Here is a 13,979-nt window from a genome sequence, read left to right on the forward strand (position 1 = left end):
TTTTTATCTGCTGAGTATCCTTTTTAACCTGACTCGTTTTATTATAAGAAATCAGGGAAAAAACAATAAGTTCACTTCGGTTTTGCCGCTGTATCACAACGGAAAAGTCGACAACAAATGAATGATTTGTGCGCTAATGAGTAGCTGCGGGAGAAAACAGGATGGACGATTTGGAGCAGAATTTGCTGTTTCGTTACATGGGAACCCACAGCCCCTGGTGGCGACTGACCGCTGACAGCAATGCTCTGCATCTCTCCACCAGTGAAAATGCCGATGTGACGCAAGTGATCGCGCTGAATGATGAACAGGCCGCGCTCATCCGCCAGTTAACCGTTATCACTTCCAGTATCTCGATGACCCTCTCTTTGTACGGTGAAGATGTTCCTGTCCATCTGGTCGGGCGCAAAATTACCCGAAACGAGTGGGCCGGTACAGCCTCTGCCTGGCACGATACCCCTTCCGTTGCGCGCGATCTGGCGCAGGGTCTCTCTTTTGCCGAACAGGTTGTCTCAGAAGCCAATTCAGTTATCGTTATCCTGGACCAGAACGGCAATATCCAGCGCTTTAACCGCCTGAGTGAAGAGTACACCGGGCTGAAAGAGCACGAGGTGATCGGGCAAAACGTCTTCAAACTGTTTATGACCCGCAGCGAAGCCGCTGCTTCAAGACGTAATATCGCCGGTTTTTTTCGTAACGGCAGTTCCTACGAAGTTGAACGCTGGGTCAAGACCCGCAAAGGGCAGCGATTGTTTCTGTTCAGAAACAAATTTGTTCACAGCGGCAGCGGTAAAAATGAAATTTATCTTATCTGTTCCGGTACCGATATCACGGAGGAGCGGCGTGCTCAGGAACGCCTGCGCGTGCTGGCTAATACGGATACCATCACCGGACTGCCAAACCGAAACGCGATCCACGAGCTGATTTCCGATGCCATCGCCACCCGGGGAGACACTCAGGTCGGCGTGGTCTATCTCGACCTGGATAATTTTAAAAAGGTTAACGATGCCTATGGGCACATGTTTGGCGACCAATTATTGCAGGCCGTCGCCCTTGCCATTCTGAGTTGTCTGGATGAAGGTCAGGTGCTGGCGAGACTCGGCGGTGATGAGTTTATTGTGATGGCAACCGATACTTCGCAAGGCTCACTGGAAGCCATGGCATCGCGTATTTTGAGCCGGTTACGGCAACCCTTCCGCATCGGCTTAATTGAAATTTATACCGGCTGCTCTCTGGGCGTCGCCCTTGCCCCGCAGCATGGCAACGACCGCGAGAGCGTCATTCGCAACGCGGATACCGCGATGTATACCGCGAAAGAGAACGGGCGAGGCAAGTTCTGCGTTTTCTCTCCAGAGATGAACCAGCGCGTGTTCGAATATCTTTGGCTGGATACCAACCTGCGCAAAGCGCTGGATAACGACCAGCTCTTGATCCACTATCAGCCGAAAATGACCTGGCGCGGTGAAGTCAGAAGCCTGGAAGCGCTGGTGCGCTGGCAATCGCCAGAGCGCGGACTTATTCCTCCGCTGGAATTTATCTCTTACGCTGAGGAGTCCGGATTGATTGTGCCGCTCGGTCGCTGGGTTATGCTGGACGTGGTGCGTCAGGTGGCTAAATGGCGCGATAAAGGCATTAACCTGCGGGTGGCGGTCAACGTATCAGCGCGTCAACTGGCAGACCAGACCATATTCAGTGACCTGAAACAGGCGCTGAAGGATCTGAATTTTGAATATTGCCCTATCGATGTTGAACTGACCGAGAGCTGTCTTATCGAAAACGAAGAGCTGGCCCTTTCGGTCATCCAGCAGTTCAGCCAGCTTGGAGCGCAAATTCATCTGGACGATTTCGGTACAGGCTATTCATCCCTGTCACAGCTGGCGCGTTTTCCTATCGATGCCATCAAGCTCGATCAGTCGTTTGTGCGGGATATCCATAAACAATCCATTTCGCAGTCGTTGGTCCGTGCGATTGTGGCCGTCGCTCAGGCACTGAATCTGCAGGTCATTGCGGAAGGCGTGGAGAGCGCAAAAGAAGACGCCTTTCTGACTAAGAACGGCGTCAACGAACGGCAAGGTTTTCTGTTTGCTAAGCCGATGCCCGCTGCCGTTTTCGAGCGATGGCTAAAGCGCTATCAGTCACGAAAGATGCGTTAACTGGCCTGGCGCAACCCCGCCGCCTGATGGCGGTTTTGCAGCATAACCAGACGTTCCATATAAGCGATATCTTTCGGTTCAAGGCAAAACGCGGCATCGACCCAGTCTTCTGTAATATCCATCAGTTCACTGCGTGGCAGCTGCAAAACGCGGGTGCGCGCGCGCAGCATTGCCCTTACACCGTTCAGTTTAGGCTGCAGCGTGTCGATAAATGTTCGGACGGTGACATAGCTTTGTCCCGGTTCAAACAGCACATCCACCAGTCCGTGCTGTTCGTACCACTCAGCCGTATGGGATTCCCCTTTGTAGATGAGCTCCTCTGCCAGCTTCATGCCTGAGCGGCGTGCAACGAGCGAATAGCCCCCCATCCCGGGGAAAAGATTAAAGGCGATCTCCGGGAACCCTAACCGGGTATCGCGCTGAGCCAGGAGAAAATGGTGCGCCAGCGCAGCCTCGAAGCCGCCTCCTAAGGCGCTCCCTTCGACCATCGCCAGCGTAATTGCCCCGGTATCAAAACCCCGTGATGCGGCGTGTACGCAATCAACACAGGCACGCGCATATGCACGTAATGCTTCCCGGCGCCCGTTTTGAATACAGTCTACGAAGAACTGCAAGTCCCCACCGGCGTTATACATATCGGGTACCAGCGATCCGGTAACCCAAAAATCGACCGCAAAACCGGACTGGCGAACCAGCCAGGAAAGATTCATGATCTCCTCTATTAATGCGTGGTTGAAGCAAGGGCGCGGTTGCGACCGCAACATCATCCAGACAGTGCGACGCTCCGCCTCATAATAGCCCGCTAGCTGAGTGAAACGTTCAGTATCGGTAAACAGTGTGCAGGTTGCTTGATTGATAACGGTCATAGTCTAATTCCTCTTAAAAAAAAGCGCCTTGCGCGCAGTTTTAGACTAATCCACTCATTAACCCTGCAGCATGAGAGGGAATAAAATTATCACTTTCATTTATGTACTTTAGTTATTGCATTTTTTCCCTTCTCTTTTGTTCCCATTTTCTGCATCATTGAAAATATTAACTTTTCGCTCCTGGGGTGAGATTATGTCTGACATTGATGCACTGGCTGTGGCACGACGTATTGATACGGTGCTGGATATCCTGGTTGCAGGTGATTATCACTCTGCGATCCGTAATCTTGAGATCCTTAAATCAGAGTTACTGGCTCACAAAGATTCCGATTCTGCGCCAGAAAGCGCCCAGCCAAAAGCCCCGTGGGAAGTTTGACTCCACCGTTTCCGACCTCGTTTTGCTTTTTAAATGGATGCTATGAATTCCCGACAACAAATCATTTTGCAGATGGTCATCGATCAGGGGCGCGTAAGCGTGGTCGATCTCGCTAAAACGACCGGCGTTTCTGAAGTCACAATCCGTCAGGATCTTAACCTTCTGGAAAAACAGAGCTACCTGCGTCGCGCGCATGGTTATGCCGTCCCACTGGACAGTGAAGACGTTGAAACCCGCATGATGAACAATTATGCCCTCAAACGAGAACTGGCAGAATTTGCTGCGTCCTTAGTGAACAATGGTGAAACGGTCTTTATTGAGAATGGCAGCAGTAATGCCCTTCTGGCACGCACACTGGCCGATCAAAAAGACGTAACCATTATTACCGTCAGCAGCTATATTGCGCATCTGCTGAAAGAGACGCGCTGTGAGGTCATTCTGCTGGGCGGTATTTACCAGAAGAAAAGTGAAAGCATGGTGGGACCACTCACTCGCCAGTATGTCCAGCAGGTTCATTTCAGCAAAGCGTTCATTGGTATTGATGGCTGGCAACCTGACACCGGGTTCACCGGCCGGGATATGATGCGTTCTGACGTAGTAAATGCCGTGCTGGAAAAAGAGTGTGAAGCAATTGTCCTTACCGACAGTTCTAAATTCGGTTCCGTACATCCTTATATGATGGGCCCGATAAACCGATTTAGCCGCGTGATCACCGATGAACGACTGAGTGATGAACATCGCCAGCAGCTTGAGCATGACGGCCTGACCGTCGATATTGTGAGAAAACCTGCCTGACTCTCCTCTGCGCCTGAATAACGGGCGCAAATCTCTCCCTCTCTCTGAGATGATTCCGAAGCCTGCTTTAAGAGTTTTTACCTGTTTAACCTGGGCTAAAGAGGTAAAATTATTATTAGCGATATAACAGGAAGTGACTATCACTTGCGTGATTACGTAACACCTGCGCGACTAGCTTTCATGGAAAACAGAATTTAAGTATGACTATTGTCTATACTTAAAGTGCACTTCTTTCCGTGAATCGATAATTCAGGAGAAAGTATTATGACCTTTACCAGCAAAAAAATCGCTGCCGCTGTTCTGGCAATTACAGTAGCTATGTCCCTGAGCGCCTGCTCTAACTGGTCTAAACGTGACCGTAACACCGCGATTGGTGCGGGTGCCGGTGCTCTTGGTGGTGCGGTATTAACGGATGGTAGTACGCTGGGTACATTAGGTGGTGCTGCTGTCGGCGGCATTATCGGTCACCAGGTGGGCAAATAATCACCATAACGGCTCTCACCGGTCTAATAATATATTCAGTATTTTTCAGGTCTGACTTACACACGTATAAAGAGCCACGGTTAACGCCGTGGCTCTTTTAATTTAGCCACCCGCCAGTTTAACTTTCATTCCTTTGGCTTCGAGCAGCGTTTTAATTAAATCGCGTTTGTCGCCCTGAATTTCGATCACGCCATCTTTCACGGCACCGCCGCAGCCGCATTTCTTTTTTAATTCTGCGGCCAGTTTAGCCAGCTCCGCATCATCCAGATCGATACCGGTAATCAGGCACACTCCCTTGCCCTTGCGACCACTGGTCTGACGCTGGATGCGCACGATGCCATCACCTTTAGGACGTTCAGCTTTCTCTTTTGGCTCATCGATACGCCCGGTGCCGGTGGAGTAGACCAGGCGGCTGTTGGAATCGCTCATCAGGCACCCTTTTTCAATGACGCGTTGATCGCTTTTAGCGTCTGCGCCGGATCCGCAGATTGCGTAACGGGACGGCCGATCACCATATAATCTACACCTGCAGCCAACGCTTGCTCTGGCGTCATAATGCGGCGCTGATCGCCAACCTCACTGCCCGCGGGACGAATACCCGGCGTGATAAGCTTAAATTGTTGGCCCAGTTCGGATTTGAAGCGCACCGCCTCCTGGGCTGAACAGACTACCCCATCGAGACCACAGTTTTGCGTCAGACGAGCCAGACGTTCAGCTTGCTCAGCAGGTGACAACGTCACGCCAAGATCGCGCAGGTCAGATTCATCCATGCTGGTCAGCACGGTGACCGCAATCAGGAGCGGTGCATCTTTGCCGAAGGGCACCAGCGCCTCGCGCGCGGCGGTCATCATACGCGCCCCACCCGATGCATGGACGTTGACCATCCACACACCAAGCTCGGCTGCTGCAGCGACGGCATGCGCAGTGGTGTTGGGAATATCATGGAATTTCAGGTCCAGGAAAACGTCAAACCCACGCTGCTGAAGACCGCGGACAATTTGCGGACCAAACAGCGTAAACATCTCTTTGCCAACTTTCAGACGGCAATCTCGCGGATCGATACCATCAACAAAGGCCAGCGCGGTGTCGCGGTTATTATAATCAAGCGCAACAACAACAGGAGAATCAGTAATTACGCGGGAAGCGGAGGAAGTAACAGACGTCATGACCAGCCCTTTTCGTCTATGGGCGCGCAGCGGCGCGGAACAGATAAACGGCCAGCATTCTACCTGCCAGCGGTGGACATTGACAGAATCGATTTCCTTTCCTGCCTGACCGAAAAATTGCACGGTGCTGACTCAGTGACAAAAACCCAACAGTATGTTGTAACTAAAATGAGGCGTTTTAAAAAATTACTGCCCGTCAAGACCACGAATCGGCTTGATGGTTGACCAGGCGCGGCACGAAGGACAGTGCCAGTACAGCGTATAGGCAGTAAAACCGCACTTCTGGCAGCGGTAGCGCGGCTTACTGCGTACCTGCTCGCCGACCATATCGCGCAGCACCCTCAGGCTCTCTTTGGCACGCCCTTCTTCTGCGTCGTTCAGGTGGTAATCCATCAGCTTATGGAACACCCGCATGGTCGGATGACGCTGCAGCTGACGCGTAATATAAACCTGCGCGGTGTCGCTTCCCTCATACTGCTCAACAACGTCTGAGAGCATCAGTTCAGCGGTGGCGCCAGTATTTTCTTCCACGCAACGACGCAGGAATGCTACCCACTCATCCTGCTTGTCGAGCTGTTGATAGCAGGTTTGCAGCATTTCCAGCGTTTCACTGACCAACTCTTTATCCTGGTCGATAACCCGCAACAGGCTTTCAACGGCTTTGGCGTAGTCGCCATTCGCCATAAAGACGCGCCCCATCATGATGGAGATTCGTGCGCTGTTGCGATCCGCAGCGGCGCCTTTCTTCAGCAGTGCCATGGCTTTATCCATGTCGTCGTTGCCCATTTGCTGAAGCGCCAGTTCGCAATAGAAGTGAGCAATTTCTACGCGTTGCTTATCTTTGCCAAGCTTCACCAGACGTTCGGCTGTATCTATGGCTTTTTGCCATTCGCTGGTCGCCTGGTAAATCTGCAGTAACTGCTGGAGCGCACTGATACGGAAGTCGGTCTCATCAACCAATTGGGTGAACATATCTTCGGCACGGTCGTACAGCCCCGCCGCCATGTAATCACGTCCCAGCTGTTGAACGGCCAGCAAGCGTTGATCGTAGGTTAACGACGCGCTTTCCATCAGCGTCTGGTGAATACGAATAGCGCGATCAACCTCACCGCGCGAGCGGAACAGGTTGCCCAGGGTGAGATGCGCTTCTACGGTGCCCGTATCCTCTTTCAACATATCAAGGAACAGATCAACCGCTTTATCCTGTTGATTGCTCAGGAGGAAGTTCACCCCCGCTACATAGTCGCGGGAGAGTCGGTTGGCCTCATCCTGTTTTGTTTGTTGCGCACTTCTGCGGCCCATATACCAGCCATAGGCTGCGGCTACAGGCAAAAGCAGAAACAACAACTCCAGCATATTCGATTATTCCTTGGCTACCGGCACACCAGAACTCTCCGGAATGTCAGTCGCGGGCGCAATTTGATGTTCAAGGCGTTTGATTTTACGTTCAGCGCGCACAAGCGAAACACGAACTTTAAGCCAGAAGAGACCACACACCAGCCAGCCGATGATAAAACCGGCGGCGAAAAGGACCGCGAGCAGGCTCGATACCCGGTACTCGCCCTGTGCAAGCAGATAGTTAAAGGTCACCTGCTGATCGTTTTGCGCACCTAAGGTGACGGAAATAACAAAAATCGCCAACACCAGTAAGAAAATGAGTAAATATTTCACATGACTTCCCGTTATGTGGTTCAAGCGAATAAAGTCTGTTCAACTCACCGCAATCAGCCTTATAAACTACCATTTTAGTGACGGGGGCGAAACGGAAAAAGTTGCGCGCCCGTCATGGATTTATGGGCAAAATACGGAAAATCAACCTTCAGACACCGCTTTGCTCGCGCTCGGCGATTTCTTCCTTCTCTTCCGGTGGCGGCGTCAGCGGCCCACAGAATCGTTCGGCAAGCCAGGTGGCTAACGTTACCAGCAGCCAGGAAATCAGCGTGGCCACGACTAAATCACGCGGCCAGTGCATCCCCAGCAGTAAACGGCTCCCCATCACGCCGGTTGCCCAGACTAACAGAATCGCAATAGTGACCGTCCGGCGCCGCGGCCACAATAACCCGACGCCGAGTAACGCCCAGCTTGCGGCAAACATCGTGTGCCCGGAAGGAAACGCGAAACCGGTCTCTTTTTGCCAGTGTTTACGCAAAAATGCCGGAATATCCTCTTGTTCTGCAAGCTGCTCTTTTACCAGCGCACCGCGATCTTTACGTTTTAAAGTGTAGAACTCATCTACTGGCACATGGTGCGTTTTTTCCATCCAGATGACGAAAGGACGCGGCTCCTGTACACGATCTTTAACCCAGGATTTTACGCCCTGCCCCACCAGAATGGCCCCGCCGAGGATAGCAAATAACACCAGCGCTGCGCGAAGACGAAAACGCAGGCACCACAGGAACCAGGCGCAGAGAAGAACATGCGTGATGATCCCCCACGGCTGTGTCACCGTTTCCGTGATCCAGTATAACGTTTTCAGCCACATGGCGTTTTGGCCCGGCTGCCACATCCAGCCGGAGCACCATACAACCAAAGGCATCACAAGTAGTACGGCCGCACCCGCTGCCGTTCGTCTGGCGATTGAAAGCATGTCTTCTCCTTTTATGCTAAGCACCACAATCATAACTGAAATTCATCGATGTGGTGGATATGTCGGATCGTGCGTTTAACGCGCGTATAGCATGGTGGTGATTAGGCGAACTTGAGGAGCTTGTGGCAAAATGAACAGATAGAGAAAGCCAAACAGGCAGACGGCACGAAACGTGTCAGCCGATTCTGGAGAATCACATGCAGCTTAAACGTGTGGCAGAAGCCAAACTGCCAACCCCATGGGGCGATTTCCTGATGGTGGGTTTTGAAGAACTGGCAACCGGACAAGATCACGTCGCGCTGGTCTATGGCGACATTGCAGGGCAGACGCCGGTGCTGTCCCGCGTACATTCAGAGTGTTTGACCGGCGATGCGCTGTTCAGCTTGCGCTGTGACTGCGGTTTCCAGCTCGAAGCCGCCCTCTCGCACATTGCGGAAGAAGGCCGTGGCGTGCTGCTGTATCACCGTCAGGAGGGGCGTAATATTGGTCTGCTGAATAAAATCCGCGCTTATGCGCTACAGGACCAGGGTTACGACACGGTAGAAGCCAACCACCAGCTGGGCTTTGCCGCTGACGAACGCGATTTCACCCTGTGTGCAGATATGTTCAAGCTGCTGGGCGTGGATGAAGTGCGTCTGTTGACCAATAACCCTAAAAAGGTCGAAATTCTGACCGAGGCGGGGATCAACATCGTCGAACGCGTGCCGCTGATTGTAGGACGTAACCCGAAAAACGCGCACTACCTCGACACCAAAGCCGCGAAAATGGGCCATCTGCTCAGCGAGTAATCCTGAAAGCCCGGCCGTAAAGCCGGGCGTTTTCTTTCAATCCAGCATCTTACGGATCACATAGTGCAAAATGCCGTCGTTCTGGTAATAGGTCAGCTCTGTTGCCGTATCGATGCGGCAACGGCATTCCAGCACCTCAATCTTCCCATCTGCCCGCGTTAACTTCACGGGAACCGTTTTACCCGGCTGCAGATTTTGCAGACCGCTAATGTCAATCTGCTCCTCCCCGGTCAGGCCCAGCGTTTTACGGGTGACGCCCTGTGGAAATTCGAGTGGCAGGATCCCCATCCCGATCAGATTCGAGCGGTGAATACGTTCGAACGATTCGGCGATGACCACCCGAACCCCGAGCAGGCGCGGCCCTTTTGCTGCCCAGTCGCGGCTTGAGCCAGATCCGTACTCCTTCCCGGCAATGACCGCCAGCGGCGTGCCTTCCTGCTGGTATTTGACGGCCGCATCATAAATGGAAACGACCTCCGTTCCCGGCAGATGACGCGTCATGCCGCCTTCCACACCCGGCACCATTTCATTACGGATACGAATGTTGGCAAACGTCCCGCGCATCATCACTTCATGGTTGCCCCGGCGAGAACCATAGGAGTTAAAATCACGGCGTTCTACACCCCGGCTTTGCAGATAGCGTCCAGCCGGGCTATCGGCTTTGATGCTTCCCGCCGGTGAGATATGGTCCGTGGTGACAGAATCCCCCAGCATCGCGAGAATGCGCGCGCCGTGGATATCCTGAAGCGGCGCAGGCTCAGCCAGCATTTCATCGAAGAATGGCGACAGGCGGATATAGGTTGAATCATCCTGCCAGTCATAGGTATCCGAGCCGACGATGTTGATGGCTTTCCATTCCGGCGTGCCTTCAAACACCTCCGCATACTCTTTGCGGAACATTTCGGTCGACACTTTTTCTACCGCACGGGCAATTTCTCGCGACGACGGCCAGATATCTTTCAGATAGACCGGCTCGTTCCTGCGATCGTGACCAATCGGATCGGTAACCAGGTTGATGTTCATATTCCCGGCCAGCGCGTAAGCCACGACCAGCGGCGGTGACGCCAGCCAGTTGGTTTTGACCAGCGGATGAATACGACCTTCAAAGTTTCGGTTGCCCGAAAGCACTGCGCCAACGGTCAAATCGCCCTGCTTGATAGCCACTTCAATCGGTTCCGGTAGCGGACCGGAGTTACCGATACAGGTGGTACAGCCATAGCCAACCAGGTTAAAACCCAGTTCATCCAGATACGGGGTCAACCTGGCCTGCGCAAGATAATCGGAAACCACTTTGGAGCCCGGCGCGAGAGAGGCTTTCACCCATGGCTGAGGCTTGAGGCCCAGCTCCACCGCTTTTTTCGCCAGCAGCCCGGCGGCCATCAGTACGCTTGGGTTGGAGGTATTGGTGCAGGATGTAATTGCGGCGATGACCACAGCACCATCAGGGAGCTGATACTGATGCCCGTTCATGACATAGTCGACCGGACGGTGATCCTTTTGTGCCGTATTCACTTCCAGCTCATTGCTGGCCGCAAACGCCTTTGGCACATCGTTCAGGGCAACGCGATCCTGAGGCCGTTTTGGCCCCGCCAGACTCGCTTCAACCGCGCCCATATCCAGCGCCAGCGTGCTGGTAAAGACCGGTTCATCCCCGGGATTGCGCCACATGCCCTGCGCTTTGGTGTAGGCCTCGACCAGCGCCACCTGTTCTTCGCTGCGACCACTCAGACGCATATATTCCAGCGTGACATTATCGATTGGGAAAAAGCCGCAGGTTGCGCCATATTCCGGCGCCATATTGGCGATAGTGGCGCGATCCGCCAGCGGCAATGAATCAAGTCCGTCGCCGTAGAATTCAACAAACTTGCCAACCACGCCATGCTTACGCAGCATCTGGGTAACCGTCAACACCAGGTCCGTGGCGGTAATCCCTTCTGAGAGCTTACCTGTTAGTTTGAAACCGACGACATCAGGAATGAGCATGGAGACAGGTTGCCCAAGCATCGCCGCTTCCGCTTCGATGCCGCCGACACCCCAGCCCAAAACGCCCAGGCCGTTGATCATGGTGGTATGGGAATCCGTACCAACCAGCGTATCCGGGTAAGCGACCCATTCCTTATCCTGTAATTCGCTCCAGACGGCTTTGCCAAGATATTCGAGATTCACCTGGTGACAGATGCCGGTGCCCGGTGGAACAACGCTGAAGCGGCTGAAAGCCTGCTGTCCCCACTTCAGGAAAACATAGCGTTCATGATTACGCTCCATCTCCAGACGCACGTTCTCACCAAACGCATCATCATCGCCAAAATGGTCAACGGTCACCGAGTGGTCAATAACCAGATCGACGGGGGAAAGTGGATTCACTTTTGCCGTATCGCCACCCAGACGTTTTACCGCTTCACGCATGGCGGCTAAATCAACGACGGCAGGTACGCCGGTGAAATCCTGCATCAGGACCCTTGCCGGGCGATAGGCTATTTCTCTGTCAGCATGGGCATCCTTGAGCCATCCTGCCAGAGCGTGAATGTCCTCGGCGGTGACAGAATCTTCATCCTGCCAGCGCAGGAGGTTTTCCAGTAAAACTTTCAACGACTTGGGTAACCGCGAAATGTCTCCAAGCGTGTTGGCTGCCAGCGGCAAGCTATAGTAATGCCAGGTTTTATTTTCTGCCTGCAACGTATCCTTACTGGCTTCGCGTAGGGTTAACGACATAAGCTCCTCCTTAATCACAGGGAAACCCTGACAATCATCAGGGCCGTAATTAAAGATAACACAAAGATGTCGTAACGTTTTGATAACAACCCAAATTGATAAATCCAGGAAGGTTCTGGTGAAGCATAAAAACAAAAAACCCCGCCGCAGCGAGGTTTTAGCATTTAGTGGATAGCCAGCCAGATAAGCTGACACCAGAAGAGAATCGACACGGAAAAAACGCCGATCCATGACCAGTATTTGAGAGTTGTCATGTTATTCATCATAGGGGCACCAGGCTTTAATTATTAAAGATTCCGAGGTCAGCCCTCAGGTCTATATTGCTGATGTGTATTTATTAAAGAGTACAAAAGCACAGAGTCTTTATTCAGACTATTTGCATCATTACGCAAAAAAACTAAATTATTGTTTTTTGGGTTCGTCTTCCGCGAACACATCAATAAATGCTTGCTGCTGTGCTGTCAGCTTCCAGGACGCAGGTACGGTAGTCGCAGGTGCTTTGCGAGCTTTGTGCCCGTTGTCACGGTGTTGACACATTGGTTTTAGCGTTTCAGAACGTACCGTCACTGCCATATTCAACCCCAATATCTCCAGGCCAGGAGAGCAACCACCACCCAAAACAGGGTAGAGACGAGAAAGACCGCCAGCCAGGCTTTACGCTTGAGCGCAGGATCCCTTTGCGGTTCTTCACTTCCTGAAGGCATTGCTAACCTCATACAATCGACATCGCTTATCATTTTAGGACCAAACAATTGGTACAATTAATCATCTGATGAGATAAATCCTAAAGAAACTTTAGCCGAAAAGCCAGTGAATTTACGTATCTCTTCCCGCGAATATTCAATCTTTTGACCAGAAATAAATAATTGAAAAGAAATATTTGCGAAGGCGTAAAATACTTTCTACTTTTGTCGCCAATTCGCGACATTAAAACCACACAGTCTTAATGGATACTGACATTATATGGCACTAAAGTGCAGATGATGATAATTCTGATTTAGGTTTGAGAGGTTATTTCGGTATCTCTCCGCAGGGGAAAGATACCGGGAGTGATTATTTGGCAGGAAGTTTGATGTCTTTAAACATCTCTTCGATATCTTCGTTTGAGCGCAAAGCAACGGCGGTATCAACCACGTCGCGGGTTAAATGCGGGGCGAAGCGTTGAATAAAATCATACATATAGCTGCGCAGGAAAGTACTGCGGCGGAAGCCAATCTTGGTCGTGCTATGGCTGAAGACATCATGCGCATCAAGGCGTACCAGATCCGGGTCGGAAACCGGGTCAACCGCCATACTGGCAATCACCCCTACCCCCAGTCCCAGACGTACATAGGTTTTAATCACATCGGCGTCGGTTGCGGTAAAGACGATTCGCGGCGTTAAGCCCGCGCGGTTGAATGCCGTATCAAGCTCAGAACGCCCGGTAAAGCCGAACGTGTATGTCACGAGCGGATATTGCGCCAGCTCTTCGATCGTCACCGAACCTTTCCCCGCCAGCGGGTGGTCGGGCGTCACGACAATGGAGCGGTTCCAGTGGTAGCACGGCAACATCACCAGATCGTCATAAAGATGAAGAGCTTCCGTCGCGATGGCAAAGTCCGCATTGCCCTTGGAGACCGCTTCAGCAATTTGCGTCGGAGAGCCCTGGTGCATATGCAAAGAGACGCGGGGATAACGCTCGATAAAGCCTTTAATGACGCCTGGCAGCGCATAACGCGCCTGCGTGTGGGTGGTTGCGATGTAGAGCGAGCCTTTGTCTGGCCAGGTATGCTCCCCCGCCACAGATTTAATCGCATCGACTTTGGAAAGCACTTCCCGCGCAATCCGAATAATTTCCTGCCCGGCTGGCGTCACCTGTGTGAGGTGCTTACCGCTACGGGCGAAAATCTGGATGCCTAACTCATCCTCCAGCATGCGAACCTGTTTGCTGATGCCTGGCTGCGAGGTATAAAGCCCCTCAGCGGTAGAAGAGACATTAAGGTTGTGATTCACCACCTCAACAATATAACGAAGCTGCTGTAATTTCATGCCAGACCATCCGATTTAGCGCACGCGG

At 52.3% G+C, this 13,979-nt stretch carries 15 protein-coding genes; 5 read left to right on the forward strand and 10 right to left on the reverse strand.

Features of this window, described 5'->3' with window-relative positions:
* Positions 1-161 precede the first annotated feature (161 nt).
* Positions 162-2,150, forward strand: a complete 1,989-nt coding sequence (gene pdeR, locus ENTMO_RS0113495; RefSeq protein WP_010431729.1) for a cyclic di-GMP phosphodiesterase — start codon at positions 162-164, stop codon at positions 2,148-2,150.
* Here pdeR and ENTMO_RS0113500 read toward each other — a convergent pair.
* Positions 2,147-3,016, reverse strand: coding sequence for a crotonase/enoyl-CoA hydratase family protein (locus ENTMO_RS0113500; RefSeq protein WP_010431731.1), 870 nt, complete (start codon positions 3,014-3,016; stop codon positions 2,147-2,149). The genes pdeR and ENTMO_RS0113500 overlap by 4 nt on opposite strands.
* A gap of 193 nt (positions 3,017-3,209) precedes the next feature.
* Between ENTMO_RS0113500 and ENTMO_RS0113505 the strand changes: the two genes are divergently transcribed.
* From ENTMO_RS0113505 to osmB, 3 genes are all read left to right on the forward strand, one after another.
* Positions 3,210-3,392: a YciZ family protein gene (locus ENTMO_RS0113505; protein ID WP_010431733.1), complete on the forward strand. Its 183-nt coding sequence runs from the start codon at positions 3,210-3,212 to the stop codon at positions 3,390-3,392.
* A 42-nt stretch (positions 3,393-3,434) separates the two neighbouring features.
* Positions 3,435-4,187: a DNA-binding transcriptional regulator YciT gene (gene yciT / locus ENTMO_RS0113510; RefSeq protein ID WP_010431736.1), complete on the forward strand. Its 753-nt coding sequence runs from the start codon at positions 3,435-3,437 to the stop codon at positions 4,185-4,187.
* A 264-nt stretch (positions 4,188-4,451) separates the two neighbouring features.
* Entirely contained in the window at positions 4,452-4,670 is a 219-nt protein-coding gene (gene osmB, locus ENTMO_RS0113515; RefSeq protein ID WP_010431738.1) for an osmotically-inducible lipoprotein OsmB, read from the forward strand.
* A 102-nt stretch (positions 4,671-4,772) separates the two neighbouring features.
* Here the strand turns inward: osmB and yciH are convergent, their stop codons facing one another.
* The 5 genes from yciH to pgpB form a co-directional block, all read right to left on the reverse strand.
* The gene (gene yciH, locus ENTMO_RS0113520; protein WP_010431741.1) at positions 4,773-5,099 is read right to left on the reverse strand and encodes a stress response translation initiation inhibitor YciH; all 327 of its coding nucleotides are present in this window, start codon (positions 5,097-5,099) and stop codon (positions 4,773-4,775) included.
* The gene (gene pyrF / locus ENTMO_RS0113525) at positions 5,099-5,836 is read right to left on the reverse strand and encodes an orotidine-5'-phosphate decarboxylase (protein ID WP_010431744.1); all 738 of its coding nucleotides are present in this window, start codon (positions 5,834-5,836) and stop codon (positions 5,099-5,101) included. The genes yciH and pyrF overlap by 1 nt, the downstream gene beginning before the upstream one ends.
* Before the next feature lie 186 nt (positions 5,837-6,022).
* Entirely contained in the window at positions 6,023-7,192 is a 1,170-nt protein-coding gene (gene lapB, locus ENTMO_RS0113530) for a lipopolysaccharide assembly protein LapB (protein ID WP_010431752.1), read from the reverse strand.
* Between the two features lie 6 nt (positions 7,193-7,198).
* Positions 7,199-7,507, reverse strand: a complete 309-nt coding sequence (locus ENTMO_RS0113535) for a LapA family protein (RefSeq protein ID WP_010431755.1) — start codon at positions 7,505-7,507, stop codon at positions 7,199-7,201.
* 148 nt (positions 7,508-7,655) lie between these two features.
* Entirely contained in the window at positions 7,656-8,423 is a 768-nt protein-coding gene (pgpB, locus tag ENTMO_RS0113540; protein ID WP_029485098.1) for a phosphatidylglycerophosphatase B, read from the reverse strand.
* A gap of 197 nt (positions 8,424-8,620) precedes the next feature.
* On the opposite strand from pgpB, the gene ribA reads away from it, so the two are divergent.
* Positions 8,621-9,211, forward strand: coding sequence for a GTP cyclohydrolase II (ribA, locus tag ENTMO_RS0113545; protein WP_010431761.1), 591 nt, complete (start codon positions 8,621-8,623; stop codon positions 9,209-9,211).
* Positions 9,212-9,247: 36 nt separating this feature from the next.
* Here the strand turns inward: ribA and acnA are convergent, their stop codons facing one another.
* From acnA to cysB, 4 genes are all read right to left on the reverse strand, one after another.
* Positions 9,248-11,923 carry an aconitate hydratase AcnA gene (gene acnA, locus ENTMO_RS0113550; RefSeq protein WP_010431764.1) on the reverse strand — a complete coding sequence of 892 codons (2,676 nt, stop codon included), beginning with the start codon at positions 11,921-11,923 and terminating at the stop codon, positions 9,248-9,250.
* 164 nt (positions 11,924-12,087) lie between these two features.
* Positions 12,088-12,186, reverse strand: a complete 99-nt coding sequence (ymiC, locus tag ENTMO_RS26635) for a small membrane protein YmiC (RefSeq protein ID WP_042713577.1) — start codon at positions 12,184-12,186, stop codon at positions 12,088-12,090.
* A gap of 312 nt (positions 12,187-12,498) precedes the next feature.
* A complete protein-coding gene (locus tag ENTMO_RS24680) occupies positions 12,499-12,639 on the reverse strand; it encodes a YmiA family putative membrane protein (protein ID WP_218307473.1) in 141 nt (46 codons plus the stop codon).
* Between the two features lie 337 nt (positions 12,640-12,976).
* Positions 12,977-13,951: an HTH-type transcriptional regulator CysB gene (cysB, locus tag ENTMO_RS0113560; RefSeq protein ID WP_010431770.1), complete on the reverse strand. Its 975-nt coding sequence runs from the start codon at positions 13,949-13,951 to the stop codon at positions 12,977-12,979.
* Positions 13,952-13,979 lie beyond the last annotated feature (28 nt).

Origin of the sequence: Enterobacter mori LMG 25706 (assembly GCF_000211415.1) — a bacterium.
GTDB classification, from domain to species: Bacteria; Pseudomonadota; Gammaproteobacteria; order Enterobacterales; family Enterobacteriaceae; genus Enterobacter; species Enterobacter mori.

Bases quoted from the DNA above. Each gene is read 5' to 3' on its own strand.
- pdeR (WP_010431729.1), top strand. From the start codon at position 162: ATGGACGATTTGGAGCAGAATTTGCTGTTTCGTTACATGGGAACCCAC.
- ENTMO_RS0113500 (WP_010431731.1), bottom strand. From the start codon at position 3,016: ATGACCGTTATCAATCAAGCAACCTGCACACTGTTTACCGATACTGAA.
- ENTMO_RS0113505 (WP_010431733.1), top strand. From the start codon at position 3,210: ATGTCTGACATTGATGCACTGGCTGTGGCACGACGTATTGATACGGTG.
- yciT (WP_010431736.1), top strand. From the start codon at position 3,435: ATGAATTCCCGACAACAAATCATTTTGCAGATGGTCATCGATCAGGGG.
- osmB (WP_010431738.1), top strand. From the start codon at position 4,452: ATGACCTTTACCAGCAAAAAAATCGCTGCCGCTGTTCTGGCAATTACA.
- yciH (WP_010431741.1), bottom strand. From the start codon at position 5,099: ATGAGCGATTCCAACAGCCGCCTGGTCTACTCCACCGGCACCGGGCGT.
- pyrF (WP_010431744.1), bottom strand. From the start codon at position 5,836: ATGACGTCTGTTACTTCCTCCGCTTCCCGCGTAATTACTGATTCTCCT.
- lapB (WP_010431752.1), bottom strand. From the start codon at position 7,192: ATGCTGGAGTTGTTGTTTCTGCTTTTGCCTGTAGCCGCAGCCTATGGC.
- pgpB (WP_029485098.1), bottom strand. From the start codon at position 8,423: ATGCTTTCAATCGCCAGACGAACGGCAGCGGGTGCGGCCGTACTACTT.
- ribA (WP_010431761.1), top strand. From the start codon at position 8,621: ATGCAGCTTAAACGTGTGGCAGAAGCCAAACTGCCAACCCCATGGGGC.
- acnA (WP_010431764.1), bottom strand. From the start codon at position 11,923: ATGTCGTTAACCCTACGCGAAGCCAGTAAGGATACGTTGCAGGCAGAA.
- ymiC (WP_042713577.1), bottom strand. From the start codon at position 12,186: ATGAATAACATGACAACTCTCAAATACTGGTCATGGATCGGCGTTTTT.
- ENTMO_RS24680 (WP_218307473.1), bottom strand. From the start codon at position 12,639: ATGAGGTTAGCAATGCCTTCAGGAAGTGAAGAACCGCAAAGGGATCCT.
- cysB (WP_010431770.1), bottom strand. From the start codon at position 13,951: ATGAAATTACAGCAGCTTCGTTATATTGTTGAGGTGGTGAATCACAAC.